Origin of the sequence: Trichocoleus sp. AS-A1, assembly GCF_039962015.1 — a bacterium.
GTDB lineage: Bacteria > Cyanobacteriota > Cyanobacteriia > Cyanobacteriales > FACHB-T130 > FACHB-T130.
Window position 1 is genome coordinate 81,138 of sequence record NZ_JAMPKG010000019.1, and the last position, 20,114, is coordinate 101,251.

Consider the following 20,114-nt stretch of genomic DNA (forward strand, 5'->3'; position numbering starts at 1 on the left):
ACTGCAAGTTTAAAAATTGAGTTTAAAAAACAGAACCAGCTAAGTCTTAGCTGGTTCTGTTTTAATTAATGGTGAGAATCTTTAGGAGTCCCTGATTTACTCACGGGTTCTTTTTCGCGAATTGCATCTGCTGCTGTTCGTAACAACTCACTCAAGATTTGACGTACCTGACGTTCTTTCTTAGCGATCGCTACCCCAGCATCACCCAGTTTTTCTTCAACCTGCGATCGCTTTTGTTCTACCTGCTGAACCATTATTTCAGCTTGAGGGCGGGAACGGTCGTACCAGTGCTTCGCTTCGTCCAGGTACCCTTTCACGTCCTCGGCGCGTCCCCCGTAACGTGCAGCCAAATTCGCTCGGAGAATCGCTAGTTGAGCTTGCAGTTGAGCATAACGCTCTTTCAGCGATGCGACCTCGTCGCTGTTTTTGAGATTATTAATCGCAGACTCCAGGGCAGTTTTGGTAGAAGGTGAGGTATCTTTACCAGACTCTTCGATGTCTACTAGCAGCTTATCAATCTCTTGCTGGAGTTCATTTTCTTCGTTGTCCAGTTGAGCTTGTAGCTGTTTAACTTCTGCCTGTGTTTTCGCAATATTTCGATGTCTTAGATGGCTAAAGCCTTCAACCGCTCCCTCAATCGTAGCCGTGACTTCTTCTTTGAGTTCGCCACCTTTATCTTGCAAGTTTTCCAGAACCACAGAAACCGCATCTTTAACAATTGAGCGAAGTTCGGTGGAACCTTCCTTAAACTCCGAACCCACCTGAGAGACAGCAGATTGAACAATTTCCCGAATCCGCTCTGCTCTGAGCTGTCCTGTTTCTTTAGCTTGATGGAGATCGGTTGTAATTTGTTCTTTGATTTTATTATTAGGCATTTTCTTCCTCGGTTTGTAGTAGTTGATTTAGATGAAGCTTTAATTAAACTACTTGTACAAGCTTTCCAGCAAAAAAGAGGTTATAATCTGCTTCTTCTATCCTGGCGCGATCGCTTCAAAATCGGTACTTCCTTTAGGTAGAAAACTTCTAATTCTGTATTCGCTAACTTGCGAGCGGGAAAGCAGCAACGATCGCCCAACCGAAAAACAACGCACTCCCCAGTGCATAACTCCACACATTATTAAGTTGGCTGCCAGCAAAGGAGAAAATACCCATCGCTAGCGGAAATAGCGGCAGCAACAAGTAGATAAAACCAAGTTGCGGAACCAAGTACACCGCCAAAATAAAGCCGCCTACTAGCAGCACGCTTTGCCACAACCACCACGCCATCCGCGAGAGTACCCCAGCATCCTGTTGCGCCACTCCCGACGCTAGAAACCAGGGAAGGCAAGCCAACGACAGCAAAGGCCAAAGCTTCAGACGTGCCGGAATTAGCCACCATTGCAGCCACACCGACTGTGCCATTGCCCCAAAGCCCACCCAAAGCAGTACAAACAGCCCTAAGCTTATCCCTAGCGCCCTGAGTGTAGGACGTTGTAGGCGCAAGAGAATCCCCAACCAGACGACGCCTGCCACAAAGAACCAAATTCCGATTGCACCGCCGACGAGGACGCCACCCAAGCTGTCAATTTCCCCCATACGGCTCAGCAATAGGAGTGAAGCGCTGGCAAGGAAGGGAGCTAACAGCGAACCTAGGAAGCTTTGTAGCGGATGCACCCTTGGCATGGGTGTAGCCGCCGGGTCAGCAACAGCAGGGGCAACGGCGAAAAGGAACAACAGCCATGCCACCAGATGCAATGCATACCAAGCCATCCGACGGTCAATATAGTTACTGCTACTCTGAATTCTGAAGGTAGCATCGAGCCACGTTCGGGCAGCTTGGTGGCTGATATTGCGGAGGAGAATGGTGATGTGTTCGGCGTTCGGGATGATAACGAGCGATCGCGCCCTTCCCCCAGCAAAGTTATCGTTTTCTCCTCCTGCCGCCGCCAGCAACCGCTGGGCATTCGTCACAAATCCACCTTCCCAACTCCCGGCTTGTAGCTGAAGATTGCGCGGGATAGAAGGCGTCACTCCCGCACCCGTTGGCGAGACGGCAACCGTTGCCGCAAAGCGGTCGGGATTGCGGATACCCGCCGACATCACCGCACCGCTACCCATTGAGTGCCCCAGCAGCGCCAAGCGGCTGGGATCGACCTCTGGTTGCTCCAACAGGGCTGCATAAGCCACATTCAGGTCTTGCTGAAGTGAATCGCGCTCTAGGGGTGCTGGATTCGCGCCATGTCCGCCGAAATCCCACAACATCACGGCATACCCCGCGTGCGCCAAAACGTGCGCGTAGCCCAGCATTAATTGCTTAGAACCCGCATAGCCGTGCGCCACCAGCACACCGGGTATTTTCTCAGAACCCTGTTCAAAACCCTCTGGTGCGACGTACAGCATCGGCAACCCTTTATCTGAGAATGTTCGCGTCACCAATCCAGTCCGCGCCGCCGCTACCCCCCACCAGGAAAGTGCAATCAGCAACAGCGCCGCAATTAGCGAAAATAAGCGCTTGCGAGTCATATCAATCCTTAACTCCGGAGTTAGGCTTAGGGTGATAACCCTTGATATGATGCATCAGATTGCGTCAGAGAAACTCAGAGTTTTCGCGATCGCAACATCCCCAATATCAATGGAGACTTAAGTTATGTGGCTGGTAACGATTCGCTGTTCGGGCGATGCTTGGAAACGCAATGGGACTACCTGTAAAGCGATCGCAGACAAGTATCAAAGCACTTGTATCTCTTCCAAAAAAACGCCAGATGGTCAGCGCTTCATGGAATACAAGGTTGAAGAGGTCGGAGACGCCGAATCTTTCCAAGACGAGTGTTTAAGTCTTGAAGGGTTCACGGCTTCCTTTGAGGCACTTTGACATCAGGAACTTTGAAATCGGTGCTTTTAGTCGCTTGTCCAGAATCATTTCCCCAATTCCCACCCGCCGCTTCAGCTTCAAATTAGGAAGTCAAAAAAGAAGCCCAAGCTTATGTTTAAAGTCATCACCCGTGAATTTTCCCAAGAATTTGAAAGATGGACGGACGCATTAAATACAGCTAAGTCGCTGCAACCAAAATGCAAAGGTCTGTTTCAAGACATCCGCATTTTTGATGGGAAAGAACTGGTCTGGGTGTACAGCCGTTCTCACACTTATCCTCAATTTGTTGGCGCTGGCACCTATAACAGATTGGCACGCTTATTTCTTCAGGAAGCGACAGAAGACAGCGAAGTTGATGGAGAAGATACCGATTCTTAAAATAGCGGATGTGCCGCTGGCGATCAATTTAATCGAAACCGAGGAAAACTCTCTTGAAGAAGCTACTAACTGTCTTACTTCTAACATTTACCTTGCTAACTGCCTTTAGCATTCCAACTTTAGCCGCAGATACCGCTAACGGTGCCAAAATCTTTAGCGTCCACTGTGCTGGCTGTCATCTCAACGGCGGCAACATTATCAGACGCGGGAAGAATCTAAAACTCAAGGCATTAAAACGAAATGACATGGATAACGTGGATGCGATCGCATCCATCGTCGCCAACGGCAAAAACAATATGTCGGCATACAAAGACCGCTTAACCGAACAAGAAATCCAAGCTGTTTCCGCTTACGTGTTAGAACAAGCTGAAAAAGGCTGGCGTTCTTTATAATGTGTCAGCAATTCATAGTTAATTAAGCGATCGCAATCTCAATAAAGAGGTGCTATATGTCCGAATCGCAGCCAAACCCAACCCCAAATTTTAACAATTTTGTTGACTTGTGTTTGCACGAAGAAAGCCTCTCAAAATCAGCAAGAGCTATAGTTAAAGAGCTGTTACATCAAGCTGGTACTTCTGACTGCTATGAAGCGGAGCGGATACTTTCAAAGCGGACTGAGCTAAACCCCAGACTTTCCGAGCATAATATTAACGACTTGAGTCCGCTTTCTGGGTTAACCAACATCACCCAACTGTATCTACATTACAATCAAATTACCGAGTTAAGTCCACTTTCTGGGTTAACTAACCTCACCCGCCTGGAGCTAAATGGCAATCGCATTTATGACTTGAGTCCGCTTTCTGGGTTAACCAACCTCACCCAACTGTATCTCCGTAGCAATCAAATTACCGAGTTAAGTCCACTTTCTGGGTTAACCAACCTCACCTACCTAGAGCTAAATAACAATCGTATTAACGACTTGAGTCTGCTTTCTGAGTTAACAAACCTCACCCACCTGGGTCTCGTTAATACTCAAATTAACGACTTGAGTCCCCTTTCTAGGTTAACTAACCTAACCGAACTGAGTCTCGATGGCAATCAAATTACCGAGTTAAGTCCACTTTCTAGGTTAACTAACCTCATCCGATTGTATCTCAGTGGTAATCAAATTACCGACTTGAGTCCGCTTTCTGAGTTAACCAACCTAACCGAACTGAGTCTCGGCGGCAATCGAATTACCGACTTGAGTCCCCTTTCTAGGTTAACCAACCTCATTTGGTTGTATCTCAGTGGCAATCAAATTACCGAGCTGAGTGGGCTTTCTGGGTTAACCAACCTCATCCATCTAGATCTCAAAGCCAATCCAATTGTTAATCAAAGTTTGTTGCCGCTGCTACAGAAACGGCGCACTCTCTTAACGAAGCCGATCGATTTTCAAGAAGCCAAAAAAGCTATTAAATCTGCCTATGCAACGATTGGTAAAGAAGAACCAGAAGTTCTTTTTTGCTGTAGTCCACACGCCGCGCGGACTCAACTATTTAACTTGCTCAAACTAGACAATACACCAGAAAAACAAAAATCTGGGACGACGAAATCCCTTATCGTGTTGGGAGAGTCACTATTAAAGCCGCTTCGGGGGATTGTGAAAGGATTTCCGTGTCAAGGAGTGTGGCTCCATATCAGGCATACAATAGCGCCACAGCAGATACCATTGGAGCCGACAGCAGGCGAAAAAGAAGCGCGGAAGTATAGAGAAATAATTCGGCGGCAGTTTCCATCACTCATCAGTAAGATTAACTCTTATTTTGAAGAATATTTTTATCCAGTCACCCCCACAGAGCTTTTTGAAGAAATCTACGCAACTGAATTTTATGTTTCTTCATTAGGTGTCACTCTTGACCAAAAGACACAGGAAGCATTTGACTGTCTGAACCAGCTTTTCGAGCATTGTGGCTGGATTTTTCCCTATGAGAAGGTTTGTCTTGTATGCGATCGCCCTACCAAAATCTTGCTAGATAATCAAAATCGCCTCCACGCGGAAGGCGAAGCCGTGATTCAATTTGCTGACGGATGGCATACGGAATATTACTATCACGGTGTAAAATTGCCTGAAAAATATGGCAAATTGCATCCCGATCAATGGCAGGTACAATGGCTTTTAGAAGAAGATAACGCTGAACTGCGTCGAGTATTAATTCAGGGGATTGGCTATGCACGAATCTGTCAAGAATTGCAAGCAACTGAATTAGATTCTTGGCAGGAATATACTTTGCTAAAATTTGATGCTTATATTGATGGTTTTCAGGCTGATGATTCTGAGGATGATGAAAAAGAGCCAATTCACTTACTGAAAATGGCCTGTCCTAGCACTGGTTTCATTCATGCTATGCGAGTACCACCGGATATTACATCGGCTCGTGCAGCGATTCGCTGGATCAATTGGGACATCGATCCAGAAGAATTTTCCGTGCAAACCTGAATATTAAGTTTTTAGAGTTATTAACCACAGATAAACACTGATAAATTATCTGCGTTTAACTGTGGTTAAATTTCAAAATTAGGAGATAGAGAAATCCCTTCTCGTAGTAGGAGAGGGGCGTGGGGAGAGGTTAAGTTTGTGTATCGCATCCAAGTTCTGACACGATAAGCAATAATTTTATCTATATATAACAAAGCATCAACATGAACTTACCAGAATCAAGCAGACTACAATTTACTCCAGATTTAAATATCTGCCGTGTACTGAATGGAATGTGGCAAGTGTCCGGCGCACACGGACGAATTGACTCAAAAGCTGCGATCCAAAATATGTTTGATTACATGGATGCAGGCTTCACAACTTGGGATTTAGCCGACCATTATGGCCCCGCCGAGGACTTTATTGGCGAGTTCCGGCGGCAATTGGTAGAAACTCGTGGTGAAGAAGCGTTGTCTAACTTGCAAGCTTTTACAAAATGGGTTCCAAGACCCACTAAAATGACGCGCAAGTTGGTAGAAGATAACATTAATATCTCCCTAAAAAGAATGGGAGTCGATTCCTTAGACTTGATGCAGTTTCACTGGTGGGATTACCGCGATAAAAACTACTTGGATGCGCTCAAGTATATGGCGGAACTGCAAGATGAGGGAAAAATCAAGCACCTAGCTTTGACAAATTTTGATACAGAACGCCTGAAAATTATTACCGAAGCAGGTATCAAAATTGTGTCCAATCAGGTGCAGTTTTCGATCGTCGATCGCCGTCCTTTAGCGAACATGGTGCAATTTTGTCAAGAGAATGACATCCAGCTTTTTGCTTACGGGACACTCTGCGGCGGCTTGCTGTCAGAAAAGTATCTGGGACAACCGGAACCGCGAGGGGGAGAACTGAAGACCGCTAGCTTGCGAAAATACAAGAATATGGTGGATGCGTGGGGTGGTTGGAGTTTATTTCAAGAGTTACTTTCTGTCCTCCAAGAAATTGCCCAGAAGCACGGGGTAAATATCTCTAATGTAGCGGTGCGTTATATTCTGGATCAGCCAGCAGTCGCGGGTGCAATCGTCGGCGCACGGTTAGGGGTGTCGGAACATATTGAAGACAATGCCAGGGTGTTTGATTTGATACTGGATGCAGAGGATGATCGGCGAACGAATGCGATCGCTCAACAATCGCGCGATCTATACCAGGTCATCGGTGACTGCGGCGACGAGTACCGACGATAAACCGCAACTTCGCTACGGTTAACCACCCTGTAAGGGTAGCTGATTTTTTTCTTAAGATCGGATAACTAGGACAATTCAGCCCAAACACGTTTACAAACAAATCACCTATGAGTGCAAACGCCATTATTACTGATAACCCGTTACTCATCGGCAAAGGGCTGCCCCCATTTGATGCCATCAAGCCGGAACACGTCGTTCCGGCGATGACGCAGCTACTGGCTGAACTAGAACAGGAACTTGCCACCCTAGAAACTCAGGTAGAACCGACTTGGAGCGGTTTAGTCGATCCACTCCAACAGCTGGTTGAACGCTTAACCTGGAGTTGGGGCATTGTCGGTCATTTGATGGCTGTGAAGAATAGCCCCGAAATCCGCGAAGCTCACGAAACCGTTCAGCCAAAAGTGGTGCAGTTTTCCAACAAGCTGAACCAAAGTAAGCCGTTGTATGAAGCATTTAAAGCGCTGCAAAATAGCAACGCTTGGGATAGCCTGGAACCAGCCCAAAAGCGGATTGTCGAATCAGCGATTAAAGATGCCGAACTTTCCGGCGTTGGGTTGGAAGGAGAAAAGCGCGATCGCTTCAACGCTATTCAACTCGAATTAGCAGAACTTTCCACCAAGTTCTCTAACCACGTCCTCGACGCCACCAAAGCGTTTAGCTTGACACTCACCAACAAAGACGAAGTTGACGGCTTACCGCCCAGTTTAGTGAGTCTAGCCGCTCAAACTGCCCGTGCTGCTGGCGAAGAAAACGCCACCCCTGAAAATGGCCCTTGGCGCATCACCCTGGATTTTCCCAGCTTTGGCCCTTTCTTGCAGCACAGCACCCGTCGGGACTTGCGCGAAAAGCTTTATAAAGCCTATATCAGCCGTGCATCGAGTGGCGAGTTAGATAACACCCCACTCATCGAGCGCATTTTGGAACTGCGCCAAGAAAAGGCAAAGCTACTCGGTTTTGACAGTTTTGCCGAGTTAAGCTTAGCCCGAAAAATGGCTCCCAGCGTTGAAGCAGTTGAGGGGCTGCTAGATGAACTGCGCGGCGCTAGTTATGATGCTGCTAAGAAGGAATTAGAAGAATTAAAAGCTTATGCTGCTAGTAAAGGAGCCGCAGAAAGCAGCGACTTGAAGCACTGGGATATCAGCTTTTGGTCGGAACGCCAGCGAGAAGAAAAGTTCGCCTTCAGTGCAGAAGAGTTACGCCCTTACTTCCCCTTACCGCAAGTGCTAGATGGGCTATTCAGCCTCGTCAAGCGGTTATTTGGAATTACCGTCACGGCGGCTGATGGTCAAGCCCCAGTGTGGAATGAGGATGTGCGTTACTTCCAGATTGCCGATGAAACAGGCAATGCGATCGCATACTTCTATTTAGATCCTTTCAGCCGTCCAGCCGAAAAGCGCGGCGGTGCCTGGATGGACGAGTGCCTAGTCCGTGCCAAAATTATCGAAGCTGGCACGCCCACCACACGCTTACCCGTCGCCTATTTGGTCTGCAACCAGACTCCCCCAGTCGATGGCAAACCCAGCCTGATGACTTTTGGCGAGGTAGAAACCTTATTCCACGAATTCGGTCACGGCTTGCAGCATATGCTGACCAAGGTTGATTACCCGGGTGCAGCAGGCATCAACAATGTGGAATGGGATGCGGTAGAATTACCCAGCCAGTTCATGGAAAACTGGTGCTATGACCGACCCACTTTGATGGGAATGGCGAAGCACTACGAAACCGGGGAAACCTTACCAGAGCATTATTACCAAAAGCTTTTGGCAGCACGCAACTACATGAGCGGTACTGGCACGCTGCGGCAATTGCACTTTAGCTTAGTTGACATTGAACTGCACCATCGCTATCAACCGGGTGGGAATGAAAGTGTAGCTGATGTGCGAAACCGCATTGCCAAAACCACAACAATTTTGTCCCCGCTGCCAGAAGATGCCTTTTTATGCGGGTTCGGACATATCTTTGCTGGCGGCTATGCGGCGGGTTATTACAGCTACAAGTGGGCTGAAGTTCTCAGTGCTGATGCCTTTGCAGCTTTTGAAGACGCTGGCTTAGAAGATGAGACGGCTGTAGCTTCTACAGGTAAGCGCTTCCGCGACACCGTGTTGGCGCTGGGTGGTAGCTTGCACCCGATGGAAGTGTTCAAGTCCTTCCGGGGACGCGAACCGAGTACGGAGCCTTTACTGCGCCATAGCGGCTTAGCCGTGGCGTCACGTTAAGGAATCATTTCGCCGGGAAATCTCGCCGGGAGTAGAGAGAAATCCCATCCTGTAGAGACGTAGAATTTTGCGTCTCTACAATTCCTAAGATTTTGCACAATCTGTGTGCGTTCACATTTGTGCGTTAGCACTTGTGCGTTAACACTTAGTCATCCGACTTGATAATTTTGCTGAGTTTTATAAAATTAATACTTGCATATAAGCAAGGATTCGCAAATGCCGTCTAATGTTGTTGTTGGGAATGCTCATAGTGAAGGTGCAAATCGTTCTGGTTGGTTTCTCGGTCATTTTATAAACCCAATCGATGACATTCGATCGACTTCCAGCCTAGAAGTGAAATGGGGGATTCACCCAGCAGGAGACGGTAGATCCGAATGGGCAATGAATGAGGAAGCAACGACACTTTCTATCCTGATTAAAGGACGATTTCACGTTAAATTTCCAGAGCAAGAAGTCTTACTGTCTCGTGAAGGCGACTACGTTCTCTGGTCTCCAGGCGTGCCCCATTCTTGGTCTGCCGAGTCAGATTGTACCATTCTGACTGTCCGCTGGCCTTCAAAGTTGGGAGATAGTGTAGCAGTTAGTTAATTGCTTTCAATATCGTGTTAATCATCAAAAAAATTCATGTTTGCACAGAAAATTCTTCTGGATTAATTCCCCAATTCACCCAAGCGATCGCTTCCCGTGCCGATATCATCTCAGGTGGTACGCGCAACACATGAATAAATCCGGTGCTTGGGCAAGTCATCTTCAACAAAGATATCGGCTCTATATCAATATCGGTATCAATTTTTAATAAACTGTATTTTTGATAAGAATCTAACGCAATTGCCCCTAATTTCTGGGCGATTCTTTCGTAGCCAATTCCTTGAATTAGCACTCGCCGCAGTTCGGCGTTATCTTCATCTATTATCCATTTTGCTTCCCACTGATTCGGATGCAGCTTCCCAGATTTTTCAAGTATTTTATTACGCAGTTCATAACTATGGCGATTAGAAATCGCAGCTAGACAAACAAAGTCCGCCTGCGCGGACTAACGGAAAATTTGACATCTTAAAACCTGCGTAGGCAGGTTTCGTCTGTATAGCCGCGAATTCCATTCGTCAAGGCATTCTCATTACCCAACCTTCAAGGGCACAGGGCGCAATCTTCCGGCTACTTCGACACTGGGAAAATTTGGATCGAAAGTCAAATTTTCCAATCCATCTTTGAGAAGTACAAAAGTATCCTCAATCTTTGCACCCCGTACACTGGGATTCCAGGCGATAGCCATATTTTCTTCCAACGTGTCATTAGTCGTCGGATTCGCTACAACTTCTCGCGCCAAATATCCAGTCGTTCCACCTTGATGATGTTCTCGGATGGCATTAGGATATCCGTGCTTTTGATAAACATCAGCTAAAGTGTCATAAACTGCATTCAGAGCGATTCCAGGCTTTAAAAAATTCAAAGCTTCCGCTTCAATTTGACGCACATCACCATGCAATTTGGCGCTTTCATCCGACGAACCGAATGATACAAATCGGGTCAGATTCGCATACAAACCATGTCTTCTGGCGCAAAATACCAGCATCGCTTGCCGTCCAATCTCTTCACCTGTGGCGGTAGCATGACGGTATAGGGGCAAACGTCTCTCGCCTGCTACCAGCGTCAGCGCTGGATGTATCCCCCGCGCCCATAATGCCTCCGCACCCGCACCGGCAAGCTGATATTCTGTCCAATCCGGCTTGGCGGCTTTGAGTACCTCTGTCATCGCCTCGCTTGCCTGACGCCCTAACTGGCGATATCGCTCCAGCTCGCTCGACATCAGGGTTCGTTTATGCTGTTGTAGAGACGCGGGTAATCGTTTCTCGACATGAGGAATCGGGCGATCGCTTAAAACCTTCCCTCCATTGGTCGCCTGTTGCACAAAAGATTCACGCGCCGCCGCATCAGCCCAAGGATTAGCATAATGCTGGAAATTTCCGGAAATTTCCTCATCTTTTAACCGCTGCGCTTCGATTTCATCGGTTAATATCCAGGCATCCTCAGCAGTCACCAGCACTTCTGCGATTCCAGTTTCAGCCGTCAGCAGTACGGTGCTAGAACCGCCAGCAGTCGCCCAGGCGAACCAATCTGTGCCGCGCAATCGCAAACCCTGCGCTTCAGATTCTGTTAAGGCGTTTCGGATTAACTCTAGCTTCTGAGAGACTTCTTCACTAACTTGATTCATAACTCACCTCTTACAGCAGGAAATTCCTCCCCCAGCCCCTCCCGGAAACGGGGAGGAAACTGAAGTTCTTGCCCCTTCCCTGCAAACGAAGGGATTCGGGGGTTAAGTTTTGATTCACAACCGCACAGGATTCTCAAGTGTGATGACGACAGCTTGCAACTCCTTCACCTTCTCCTCCGGAAGCGCATCATTGGCAAACATACCTGCGGCTAGTTCGGTTCCCGCCAGGTACTTAAGCCGATCCTGAGTCCGATAGGGAGGATACAACTCTGCGTGCAGATGCGCTTCTGGGTGCGGATTTCCATCGGTAGGTGCTTGGAACCACGCCATCAAGTAAGGGAAAGGACGATTCCACAAACCGTCATACTTGAGAGTGACCGTTTTTAAGGCTTTGGCGAGTCCTTGGCGCTGCCCATCTGTCAGATCCACAAATGTAGCGGTGGGCTGAATCGGGGCAATCCAGACTTCGTAAGGGTAACGGGCAAAAGCGGGGACAAATGCGATCGCTTCCTCATCCAGATAAATAATTCGCTGATTATCCAAAATCTCTTTTTGGATCAAATCTTGCAGCAAACCCCGCTGATGTTCCTGATAATACGCTTGTTGCCTCTCTAACATCCGCGCTGGGACGGGTGGAACAAACGGATAAGCGTAGATTTGCCCGTGGGGATGCTGTAAAGTCACCCCCATTTCGACCCCTTTATTCTCAAAAGGCAGTACATACTGAATCTGGGGCATTTCGCCTAAAGCGCGAGTGCGATCGCCCCAAACTTGCAACAATAACTCTAATTGATCCAGTTCTAAAGAACTGAGGGAAGCTTGCGGATCTTGCGTAAATACGACCACTTCGCACGCGCCGTTTGCTGGGAGAGTCTGCACAATGCTAGCGGGTGGATCGTGTGCCCCTAAAGCCATTGAGGGAAAGCGGTTGTCGAACACCGCCATATCATATTTCCCCTGCGGGAGTTCCGTCGGAAACTGAGGATCTTTGGTAGGTGCTAACGGATTGTATTCTGGGGGCGGCATAAAAGTCCGCCCCTGACGGTGACTTGCATAAGCAATCCATTCGCCCCGCAACGGATGCCAGCGCAGGTGAGGATTCGCCTGCACTGGCTCATTACTAGGGCTAGTGGCTGTAATTTCCTCCGCAATGGGGAATCTGCTGTATAGAATCAGCTTGCGACCATCCGGCTTCAACAGCTCCTGGGAATACATTGTTTTCTTGCCCCAATGCAGCTTTAACTGTTGTGAGCATAACGTCCTCTTCGTCTTCCTCACCCCTGCCTAGAGTTGCATATGCGATCGCTTCGATAGGAAATTTCGGAGTCCGGTCGGCATATAGCAGTCCGTTCGCTTCTTGGTAGGTATCGGTCAACTGGGTGTAACAAAAACCGCTAAATAACTCGACTCGGTTCACCACATCTAGTAGCGCCGTATACCGGATTTGCAGTTCGGAGACATCATGGGAACGCACATATCCCCAAGCTTTTTTATCTTCCCGACCCGCATAAGCAATACCGCCAAACTCAGTCAGCATGATCGGCTGTCCTTGATGAGGATAGCCATCCAGCGTCAGAACCCGCCCACCCGGACGTTGGCGATCGAAAAGGTCTGATAGCTTCACTTCTGGACCGTAGCGTTTTGCCATCCGAGTCGGCTTATTATCGTAGTCGTGGATAGCCAAAATATCGGTCGCCGCACTTTCCCAACCGTCGTTACCGATGACTGGACGAGTTGGATCGAGAGTCTTGGTCAAATGATACAGTGCTTGGACGCAGTGCTGGTGGGCTGCTGTCGCTGTCAAATCGGGAACACCCCAAGATTCGTTGAAGGGCACCCAGACGACAATGCAAGGATGGCTGGCATCGCGTTCAATGACCTCAGTCCACTCCTTGGTAATCCGTTCCACCGCTTTAGGAGAGAAGCGATAGGCGCTGGGCATTTCTTCCCAAACCATCAGTCCTAGCACATCTGCCCAATACAAGAAGCGGGGGTCTTCAATCTTCTGGTGCTTGCGAACCCCGTTGAATCCCATTGCTTTGACTAGCTCAACATCTTGCCGCAACGCTTCATCGGAAGGTGCGGTCATCAGAGTTTCAGGCCAATAGCCTTGGTCTAGAACCAGTCGCAGATAGTAGGGACGACCATTGAGCATAAAGCGATCGCGCTGGATTCCCACCGTCCGCATTGCGGTATAAGACTTGATTTCATCCAGCAACTCGCCATTAGACCACAACTGCACCTCAACATCGATCAGAGTTGGCTTTTCCGGACTCCAAAGCAACTCGTTGCGGTAGTCGTCAATACCAGGGTCAGAAAGGGCAATGCGTCGGTGAATCTCTCCGTGAATTACTTCATAGGTATCGTTGACTAGCAACTGGCAGCCAACGGTTAGTTTTACCTTTACCTCGATGCCATCGCACTGGTCACCTGCAACAAAAGCTTCAAAGCCAATTTCCCAACGCTCAAAGTGCGGCGTCCAGCGGATGCGCTCAATATAAGTAGAAGGAACGATCTCCGCCCAAACGGTCTGCCAAATCCCAGTGGTGCGCGGGTACCAAATACTGTGCGGTTCCAGTTGCCAATCTTGCTTACCACGAGGTTTTGCCAAGTCTTGGGGGTCGTCTTGCGCCCACACTGTTACCCGCTGCGGTCCGTTCTCATTAAATACTGGCGTAATATCGATGCTGAAGGGAGTATGTCCGCCTTCATGGTCAGCCATAAATTGACCGTTGATCCACACGCGGGCGCGATAATCTACCGCCCCGAAGTGAAGCAGCACCCGACCTGCACCCTTAACAATGTTAAATTCCCGCTCATACCAGCAGTTCGGGTGAAACCCTGTGTCGCCAATGCCACTTTTTGAGGATTCTGGCGCGAAGGGAACTTCAATTGTATGCGTCCACCCGGAAACATCTGAGGGTCGAGTTATCTTCCCCTCATCGTCATAAGTAAACTTCCACGGACCGTTGAGACAAATCCAATGCGATCGCTGTAACTGTGGACGCGGATATGCTCTGTCGAACTGGTCAAAATTAGACTGAGTAGCGCCGCCAGACGCGATATAACAATTCTCCAGCCATTTCCCTAAAGAGTGCATATAGTCATCTATCCAAGGTTATATTTCTAGAGTACCCATAAATATCTGAGTACTAACTCTTTTAAGTGTTTTTCTATAAAATTTTTTAAATGTCTACACAGTCTGGATTTCAGCGATTTAAGGTTATTTTTTTCTAGCAAAAATACAGTTTAAGAACCAAGACTGTTTAATGCCATTAATAGGATAAGTAATGCCTATCATTATTACTACATCCATTTGCCGATCTTTTCCGGAGCGAGGTACGTTGCCTCTGTACCACATATCCGGCTACTGTGTTATCGACGCCTCAAAATTGTAAGTCTTATCGTGACTCAGATACGTAACTTTTTGTTTGAGTTCCGTTGCCATAATAGCTTGCATAAAATCCTCTAACGACGATTTAAAATTCGTGTAATCGTTGGAGTGAATTGGGATGGCATAGAAAGAACAATTTATTGAATTGCCTTAACGCCTTGCTTGGCATCGATTATCAGACGAATTGCGAATGCTTTTGTTCCATACAAGTGCAGCAAAACCAAATCGATATCCGAATACTGTCGAGGAATTTCCTTCAGTTGTTGGTTAGCGAAGGTATTGCCAGTAATAAAGAGACGAAATGCCGTCTTCCCAGAAGCAGGTTAAAGCTTTAGCAGCCTCGCATAACAGGTGGTAGTACGGCTGTGAGGAGCATCGACCCGTGTCTTCCAGGCATCGACTTAAGCTAAAAATCAACATTCCCCTTGGTAACAGTTAAAGGTTCCAAGTTTTGAGCAGATTAGGTTGCATTAAACTCCCTTCTTTATTAATTGTAGCAGTTGCGGAAAGGGAAGATATGATGGGAATGTTTGTATTCAGTTTTTGCTCTGCAATGCACTCGAAACGAGCTTTGTGCATTTGCGAGAGTAGAATCAAATCGATCGACGGCAGATCGTTAAGATTTATGGCGGGATTTTTCCAGTAAGGTGAGCGAAGATATTCGCCCAAATGCCCTCTCTCTGGCTAATGGAAAAAATTTGGATTGGTCAGAATTGTAAATCCGGCGTTATGTCAGGATAACTGTGATGGTTGCAATTAAGAAAATTGGGAGATGTTATTAAATTGGGTTATTTGCCGTTCGCAGAAAGAGTATATTACTGTTGCTTCATTGATAACGTACCTTTTCTCAAGAGTAGGATACGTTAGCACAACGCTTGTCAGGCATTGTTAGAAGCAAAAGAGTAATAATTTTGCTGCGTTCATCGTTCAGGAACACACGCTCCAATTTTGGAGAAGAATCGCGAAAACTTAACGATTTAACGAGCCGAAGCAGGCTGGACAGGCGAGCTGGTAGATTTCAGCTTTGGTGAATATGCTGACTTTGACAAGGTTTCTGATATAGGATTAACATTAGCTCGCGTTAAGCTTCCTAAACTTTGAAATCCTTCTGACTTATTAAAGGTTTCCAAAACCTGATCTAAACCCGTCATCTCCAATAAAATCCTAACCTGTTCGCTCTTGGAATAAAGTAAAATTTTGCAACCTGCGGAGCGGGTAAGCCTTACCATTGAAACAAGAGCCATTAAGCCAGAACTACTGATAAAAGTGACATTTTTGAGATCGAGGAGAACAAATTTGACTCCTGCGTCGATCAGATTCTCAATTTCTTGATGAAACTGAGCTGCTCTAGAGCTATCAAAAATGTCTGGGGATTTAACGATTTTAAAAAGAACGTTCATCTTAAAAACCTCAATGGGTAAATGGACTAAGGTGGGCACTGCCCACCTTAGAGTGGGTTAAAGTATCGATTTTTACAGGGAAATTTTGGATTCTTGGAAGTAGCGGGCGATCGCATTTTCCAGCGACGGCAACAGTACCCCTCGTTCGCTGCCCAGAACGCTGTAGATTGGGCGTGGTGCCAATAGCCTCAGCGCTTGCATGGGACAAGCTTCAATTCGGGTAGCATCGAAACCAGCTTTCTTTGCAGCAAACCGTGCCAAATCTGCCCAAGAACTCTCACCAGGGTTCGCAATGTGCCACAAACCGTTCTCGCTATCAATTAAGAGGTCAAGGCTGGCATTGACCAGATCCGGAACGTAGGTCGGTGAAATGACCGAATCTTCTGCCGCAATAAAGGGTTTTCCTGCCGCTAGGGTGCGGAGCGCCATTGTAATAAAGTTGTACTCGTCCCACGGCCCGAAGAAGGCGCTGGTGCGGACGACGAGCGACGAGGGATGAAACTTTAGAACTTGCGACTCAGCTTCTACTTTGCTGCGTCCATACACATTGAGCGGTGCAACAGCATCGCTCTCCACATAAGGAGCAACACCAGTTCCATCAAATACCAGATCCGATGAGAAGGTGAGCAACGCCACTTTCTGCATCGCGCAAGCAGCCGCAAGAGTTGCTGGGCCAACTGCGTTTTCGCGCAGACAAGCATCCGGTTCGCGCTCCGCATCATCTACGCGAACGTATCCAGCCGCATTTACAACCGCCCAAGGCTTGAGTTCAGCCAGTACCCGCTTAACCGAGGCAGGATCGGCAATATCCAGTTCCTGACGGTTAAGGAGGTGATAGGGGATACCCCGGATGTCGCAAATTCGAGCAAAAGCTTTCCCCAGCGTGCCTCTCGCTCCAATAATGGCGAGCGGACGCGGTGAGGAAGAACGGACAGGTGTGGAGGTGCTTAGGTACTGAGGACTGAGGTGCGTTTCTGGGTTTTTGTGCCTCTGCGCCTCTGCGCCATTGCTCTCCGCAACGGGTGGATAGAGCAGTCGCTGGTTTCTATGCCACCATCCTGGCACATCCAAAAGGGGATGGTGAGGCATCTCGCCGCGTGCCAACTCGCGCAGCATATGGGCGATCGCAGTTGGGCGGGGTTCGGGCGATCGCAAGTCGAACACCCCAGGCTCGTAATGACCGTTATCTTTTGTTACCAAGCTAGTCCAGTCATAAGAACCGAGGAGCGACCAAGCGGTGATAGCCCGCAGATCGATGCCTTCGGAACGCAGACGGGTTGCTGCTTCCCACACCTCTTTAACCCAGCGCAGTTGTTCCTCGCGGGTGCAACCGTGATGGACTTCAGTGACCGCAATTGGCAAGCCGTAGCGTTCCCATGTCTCTTTGATTAGCGTGTAGGGTCCGGCGATTCCTTCAGCACGCACCCGCACTGCCTCGACATCTGCGTACTGCTGCCGCCCATTTCCGCCGTGCGTCCACTGGGGATAGCGTTCTAGGCGCTCATCCAGAAAGCGATCGCTCGTTAAGTAGTGGTTAATCCCAATAATGTCTGGCGGACAGGGATTTTCTAAAAACCACTCCAGTTCAGCTTCAGGAATTCCAACTTTACATAGATATTGCCACATCGGGCGATCGGGATTGAGGCGACCAGACAGCAGATCGAAACTCAGCCAGCGACGCTCATTTTCAAACTCTGCTTGGTACGCCATCTGTGGCGTGCTGAACACCTTGCACAAGTCCTCGGTTTGCACCAGCTTTGCGTCTGGGTTAACTTGGCGAATGCCCTGCATTGACAGAATTGTGCCGCGGAGTTGCGTCAGCAATGCCTGCAAGAAAGTTAAACTATCCCGACCGTGAGGATACCAGTGACCGTATAATCCGCTAAAACGCGCTGTCGTGAGCGGCTCGTTAACAGGGGTGTAATTTTCCACCCACGGATAGCGTTGGGCAACGGCTTCGGCGAACTGGGCAAGCCCAGAGGCAAAGGTGGGATTCACCAGGCTTGTATGACGAGGGCCACTGCCGTGGTGAACTAAACCGACAATGGGACGGATACCGAGTTCGCGCAAACGTCCCAGTCGTTCATCCGCCCAAGACCAATCGGCGCTATCTGGCCCATCAGGGGCAGTTAATTCCCAGAGGATCGGGTAGCGAATGGCACTTACGCCGAGTTCGGCAAACAAATTGAGATCACTTAAGCGCGTTTTGTGGCCGTTTCGTTCCAACTGGTTGAAATAGCGATCGCCTACGCGGTTAACGGTACACTCTACTCCAGCCCACATCTCCAATTTAGAGTTTTGAGTTTTGGGCTTTGAGTTTTGAGTTCGTTCAGAATTGCTAATGATTAGTTCTTTACTTAAGGCTGCTCTTATCATTCCTCACCCCCGAATAACTTGTGCATGAAGTGTCAGTAGCCCATGACTCATGGCTATTGTTTCCGATGTTTTATTCATCGTTCATGGCAGTAAAAATGATTCAAGCAAGCATTAGTCATTAGCAAATCCCTAATGACTAATGACTGTTGACTACTGACTAATGACTAACGGCTTTTCCGTGACCGTTTCCGTTTGTAGTTGCAACTTCTGTCTGCGGGCGTTGTTCAACGATTTCACTGAGAGAAACATTCTGGGTGTAGTTGCTTCTCGCTTCCACAGGTTCTAAAGTGATTGGTTCTTGTTTCGTGCCAATCTGTTTGTGAACCGTGAGCGCCTGAGCCACGCATTGATCCATGTTGTAATACTTGTAGGTCGCCAAGCGTCCGACAAAATGTACCCCCGGGGTTGCATCAGCCAATGCCTTGTATTTCTTGTAGAGTTCGGCATTTTCTGGGCGCGGTACTGGGTAGTAAGGATCTCCCTCTGCCTGGGGGTACTCGTAAACAATGCTAGTTTTACTGTGTTCTTGTCCGGTCAGATACTTGAACTCAGTGATGCGTGTGTATAAATGCTCATTGGGGTAGTTTACGACTGGCGCTGATTGATGCACAGGCTTGTTGTGCGTTTCATGCTTGAATTCAAGGGAACGGTAGGGAAGCTTTCCATAGCGGTAATCGAAGTAAGCATCAACAGGCCCGCTGTAAATCATTTCCCGGTACGGAATGACTTTCTGAATTTCCCGATAATCGGTGTTAAGCATGATTTTGATGTTCGGATGAGACAACATCTTCTCGAACATCCGGGTATAGCCGTGCAATGGCATCGCTTGATAGCTATCGGTGAAATATCGATCGTCTCGATTGGTGCGGGTAGGCACCCGTGAGGTGACTGACTTATCGAGATCCGAGGGATCGATTCCCCATTGTTTGCGCGTGTAGTTCCGGAAGAATTTTTCGTACAATTCCCGCCCTACTTTGCTGACAACTACATCTTCGCTGGTACGGATCTGTTCTTTTTTCTCCGCAACCGAGGCGAAAAATTCTTCGAGTTGAAAGGAGGTGAGACTCAGTCCGTAAAGTTTATTAACGGTGTCGAGGTTGATGGGCATGGGTACCAGTTGACCGTCTACACTCGCCAAAACGCGGTGTTCGTAAGAGCGCCATTCGGTGAATTTGGAAAGGTACTCAAAGACTTCGCGGGAGTTGGTATGAAAGATGTGAGGGCCGTATTTGTGTACGAGAACGCCCGCATCATCGTAATGATCGTAAGCATTGCCGCCAATGTGCGATCGCTTGTCAACCACTAGAACCTTCTTGCCCGACTGAGTCGCCAGCCGCTCTGCAAGGACACTTCCAGCGAACCCTGCACCCACAATAAGATAATCGAACATTCTAAAAGCCTCGCTTATTTAATAGAAATATGGCGTGAAACCCTTACCGGAGTAAGGGAAAAATGAAACGGCTACCCTTGGGTAGAAAGTAAAAATTGAAAACCTGAAAAGTCAGAAAATCAACCAAAAACCAGTCCTTATTCGCTTTAAGGGGACTGGCTCAGGATGTTTGTTGGGGTTTGTTAACCGAGGTAACTCCTGCACGCTCGCCCAATTCAGACGCTGAAGTTTTGGCAACGCGATCGCGCAATTCTT

At 48.1% G+C, this 20,114-nt stretch carries 15 protein-coding genes and 1 pseudogene; 7 read left to right on the top strand and 9 right to left on the bottom strand.

Translation table 11 applies throughout. The annotated features are described in order from the left end of the window. Positions 1-65: 65 nt before the first annotated feature. Both NC994_RS16050 and NC994_RS16055 read right to left on the bottom strand, forming a co-directional pair. Positions 66-875 (bottom strand): histidine kinase, encoded by an 810-nt coding sequence (locus NC994_RS16050; RefSeq protein WP_190410084.1) that lies wholly within the window; start codon positions 873-875, stop codon positions 66-68. 163 nt (positions 876-1,038) lie between these two features. Continuing rightward, positions 1,039-2,502, bottom strand: coding sequence for an alpha/beta fold hydrolase (locus NC994_RS16055; RefSeq protein WP_190439043.1), 1,464 nt, complete (start codon positions 2,500-2,502; stop codon positions 1,039-1,041). A gap of 124 nt (positions 2,503-2,626) precedes the next feature. Between NC994_RS16055 and NC994_RS16060 the strand changes: the two genes are divergently transcribed. From NC994_RS16060 to NC994_RS16090, 7 genes are all read left to right on the top strand, one after another. Next, a complete protein-coding gene (locus NC994_RS16060; protein ID WP_190410082.1) occupies positions 2,627-2,851 on the top strand; it encodes a hypothetical protein in 225 nt (74 codons plus the stop codon). Positions 2,852-2,962: 111 nt separating this feature from the next. Next, positions 2,963-3,229 (top strand): hypothetical protein, encoded by a 267-nt coding sequence (locus NC994_RS16065; RefSeq protein ID WP_190439046.1) that lies wholly within the window; start codon positions 2,963-2,965, stop codon positions 3,227-3,229. 53 nt (positions 3,230-3,282) lie between these two features. Continuing rightward, complete coding sequence (gene petJ / locus NC994_RS16070; RefSeq protein WP_190439049.1) at positions 3,283-3,621, top strand: cytochrome c6 PetJ; 339 nt, start codon at positions 3,283-3,285, stop codon at positions 3,619-3,621. Positions 3,622-3,677: 56 nt separating this feature from the next. Next, positions 3,678-5,648 (top strand): leucine-rich repeat domain-containing protein, encoded by a 1,971-nt coding sequence (locus NC994_RS16075; protein ID WP_242032582.1) that lies wholly within the window; start codon positions 3,678-3,680, stop codon positions 5,646-5,648. Positions 5,649-5,851: 203 nt separating this feature from the next. Further along, on the top strand, positions 5,852-6,871 hold the full coding sequence (locus NC994_RS16080; protein ID WP_190439051.1) for an aldo/keto reductase: 1,020 nt from the start codon (positions 5,852-5,854) through the stop codon (positions 6,869-6,871). A gap of 107 nt (positions 6,872-6,978) precedes the next feature. Further along, positions 6,979-9,087: a M3 family metallopeptidase gene (locus NC994_RS16085; RefSeq protein WP_190439054.1), complete on the top strand. Its 2,109-nt coding sequence runs from the start codon at positions 6,979-6,981 to the stop codon at positions 9,085-9,087. Between the two features lie 216 nt (positions 9,088-9,303). Further along, on the top strand, positions 9,304-9,675 hold the full coding sequence (locus NC994_RS16090) for a signal peptidase I (protein ID WP_190410076.1): 372 nt from the start codon (positions 9,304-9,306) through the stop codon (positions 9,673-9,675). 34 nt (positions 9,676-9,709) lie between these two features. On the opposite strand, the pseudogene NC994_RS16095 reads toward NC994_RS16090, so the two are convergent. From NC994_RS16095 to glf, 7 genes and pseudogenes are all read right to left on the bottom strand, one after another. After that, positions 9,710-10,045, bottom strand: a pseudogene (locus tag NC994_RS16095) (DUF6745 domain-containing protein); the annotation flags it as partial. Between the two features lie 159 nt (positions 10,046-10,204). Continuing rightward, positions 10,205-11,299 (bottom strand): M24 family metallopeptidase, encoded by a 1,095-nt coding sequence (locus NC994_RS16100; protein WP_190439057.1) that lies wholly within the window; start codon positions 11,297-11,299, stop codon positions 10,205-10,207. A gap of 114 nt (positions 11,300-11,413) precedes the next feature. Continuing rightward, positions 11,414-12,514 carry a galactose-1-phosphate uridylyltransferase gene (gene galT, locus NC994_RS16105; RefSeq protein ID WP_190439059.1) on the bottom strand — a complete coding sequence of 367 codons (1,101 nt, stop codon included), beginning with the start codon at positions 12,512-12,514 and terminating at the stop codon, positions 11,414-11,416. Next, the gene (locus tag NC994_RS16110; protein WP_190410073.1) at positions 12,426-14,399 is read right to left on the bottom strand and encodes a glycoside hydrolase family 2 TIM barrel-domain containing protein; all 1,974 of its coding nucleotides are present in this window, start codon (positions 14,397-14,399) and stop codon (positions 12,426-12,428) included. Before NC994_RS16110 ends, galT begins: the two co-directional genes overlap by 89 nt. 1,271 nt (positions 14,400-15,670) lie before the next feature. Then, the gene (locus tag NC994_RS16115) at positions 15,671-16,093 is read right to left on the bottom strand and encodes an STAS domain-containing protein (RefSeq protein WP_190439061.1); all 423 of its coding nucleotides are present in this window, start codon (positions 16,091-16,093) and stop codon (positions 15,671-15,673) included. Between the two features lie 72 nt (positions 16,094-16,165). After that, positions 16,166-18,376 carry a family 1 glycosylhydrolase gene (locus NC994_RS16120; RefSeq protein ID WP_242030415.1) on the bottom strand — a complete coding sequence of 737 codons (2,211 nt, stop codon included), beginning with the start codon at positions 18,374-18,376 and terminating at the stop codon, positions 16,166-16,168. Positions 18,377-18,626: 250 nt separating this feature from the next. Then, positions 18,627-19,859 (bottom strand): UDP-galactopyranose mutase, encoded by a 1,233-nt coding sequence (gene glf / locus NC994_RS16125; RefSeq protein WP_190410070.1) that lies wholly within the window; start codon positions 19,857-19,859, stop codon positions 18,627-18,629. Between the last annotated feature and the right edge of the window lie 255 nt (positions 19,860-20,114).

Bases quoted from the DNA above. Each gene is read 5' to 3' on its own strand.
- NC994_RS16060 (WP_190410082.1), top strand. From the start codon at position 2,627: ATGTGGCTGGTAACGATTCGCTGTTCGGGCGATGCTTGGAAACGCAAT.
- NC994_RS16050 (WP_190410084.1), bottom strand. From the start codon at position 875: ATGCCTAATAATAAAATCAAAGAACAAATTACAACCGATCTCCATCAA.
- NC994_RS16120 (WP_242030415.1), bottom strand. From the start codon at position 18,376: ATGTGGGCTGGAGTAGAGTGTACCGTTAACCGCGTAGGCGATCGCTAT.
- NC994_RS16055 (WP_190439043.1), bottom strand. From the start codon at position 2,502: ATGACTCGCAAGCGCTTATTTTCGCTAATTGCGGCGCTGTTGCTGATT.
- NC994_RS16080 (WP_190439051.1), top strand. From the start codon at position 5,852: ATGAACTTACCAGAATCAAGCAGACTACAATTTACTCCAGATTTAAAT.
- NC994_RS16115 (WP_190439061.1), bottom strand. From the start codon at position 16,093: ATGAACGTTCTTTTTAAAATCGTTAAATCCCCAGACATTTTTGATAGC.
- galT (WP_190439059.1), bottom strand. From the start codon at position 12,514: ATGTATTCCCAGGAGCTGTTGAAGCCGGATGGTCGCAAGCTGATTCTA.
- glf (WP_190410070.1), bottom strand. From the start codon at position 19,859: ATGTTCGATTATCTTATTGTGGGTGCAGGGTTCGCTGGAAGTGTCCTT.
- NC994_RS16090 (WP_190410076.1), top strand. From the start codon at position 9,304: ATGCCGTCTAATGTTGTTGTTGGGAATGCTCATAGTGAAGGTGCAAAT.
- NC994_RS16075 (WP_242032582.1), top strand. From the start codon at position 3,678: ATGTCCGAATCGCAGCCAAACCCAACCCCAAATTTTAACAATTTTGTT.
- NC994_RS16085 (WP_190439054.1), top strand. From the start codon at position 6,979: ATGAGTGCAAACGCCATTATTACTGATAACCCGTTACTCATCGGCAAA.
- NC994_RS16110 (WP_190410073.1), bottom strand. From the start codon at position 14,399: ATGCACTCTTTAGGGAAATGGCTGGAGAATTGTTATATCGCGTCTGGC.
- NC994_RS16065 (WP_190439046.1), top strand. From the start codon at position 2,963: ATGTTTAAAGTCATCACCCGTGAATTTTCCCAAGAATTTGAAAGATGG.
- NC994_RS16100 (WP_190439057.1), bottom strand. From the start codon at position 11,299: ATGAATCAAGTTAGTGAAGAAGTCTCTCAGAAGCTAGAGTTAATCCGA.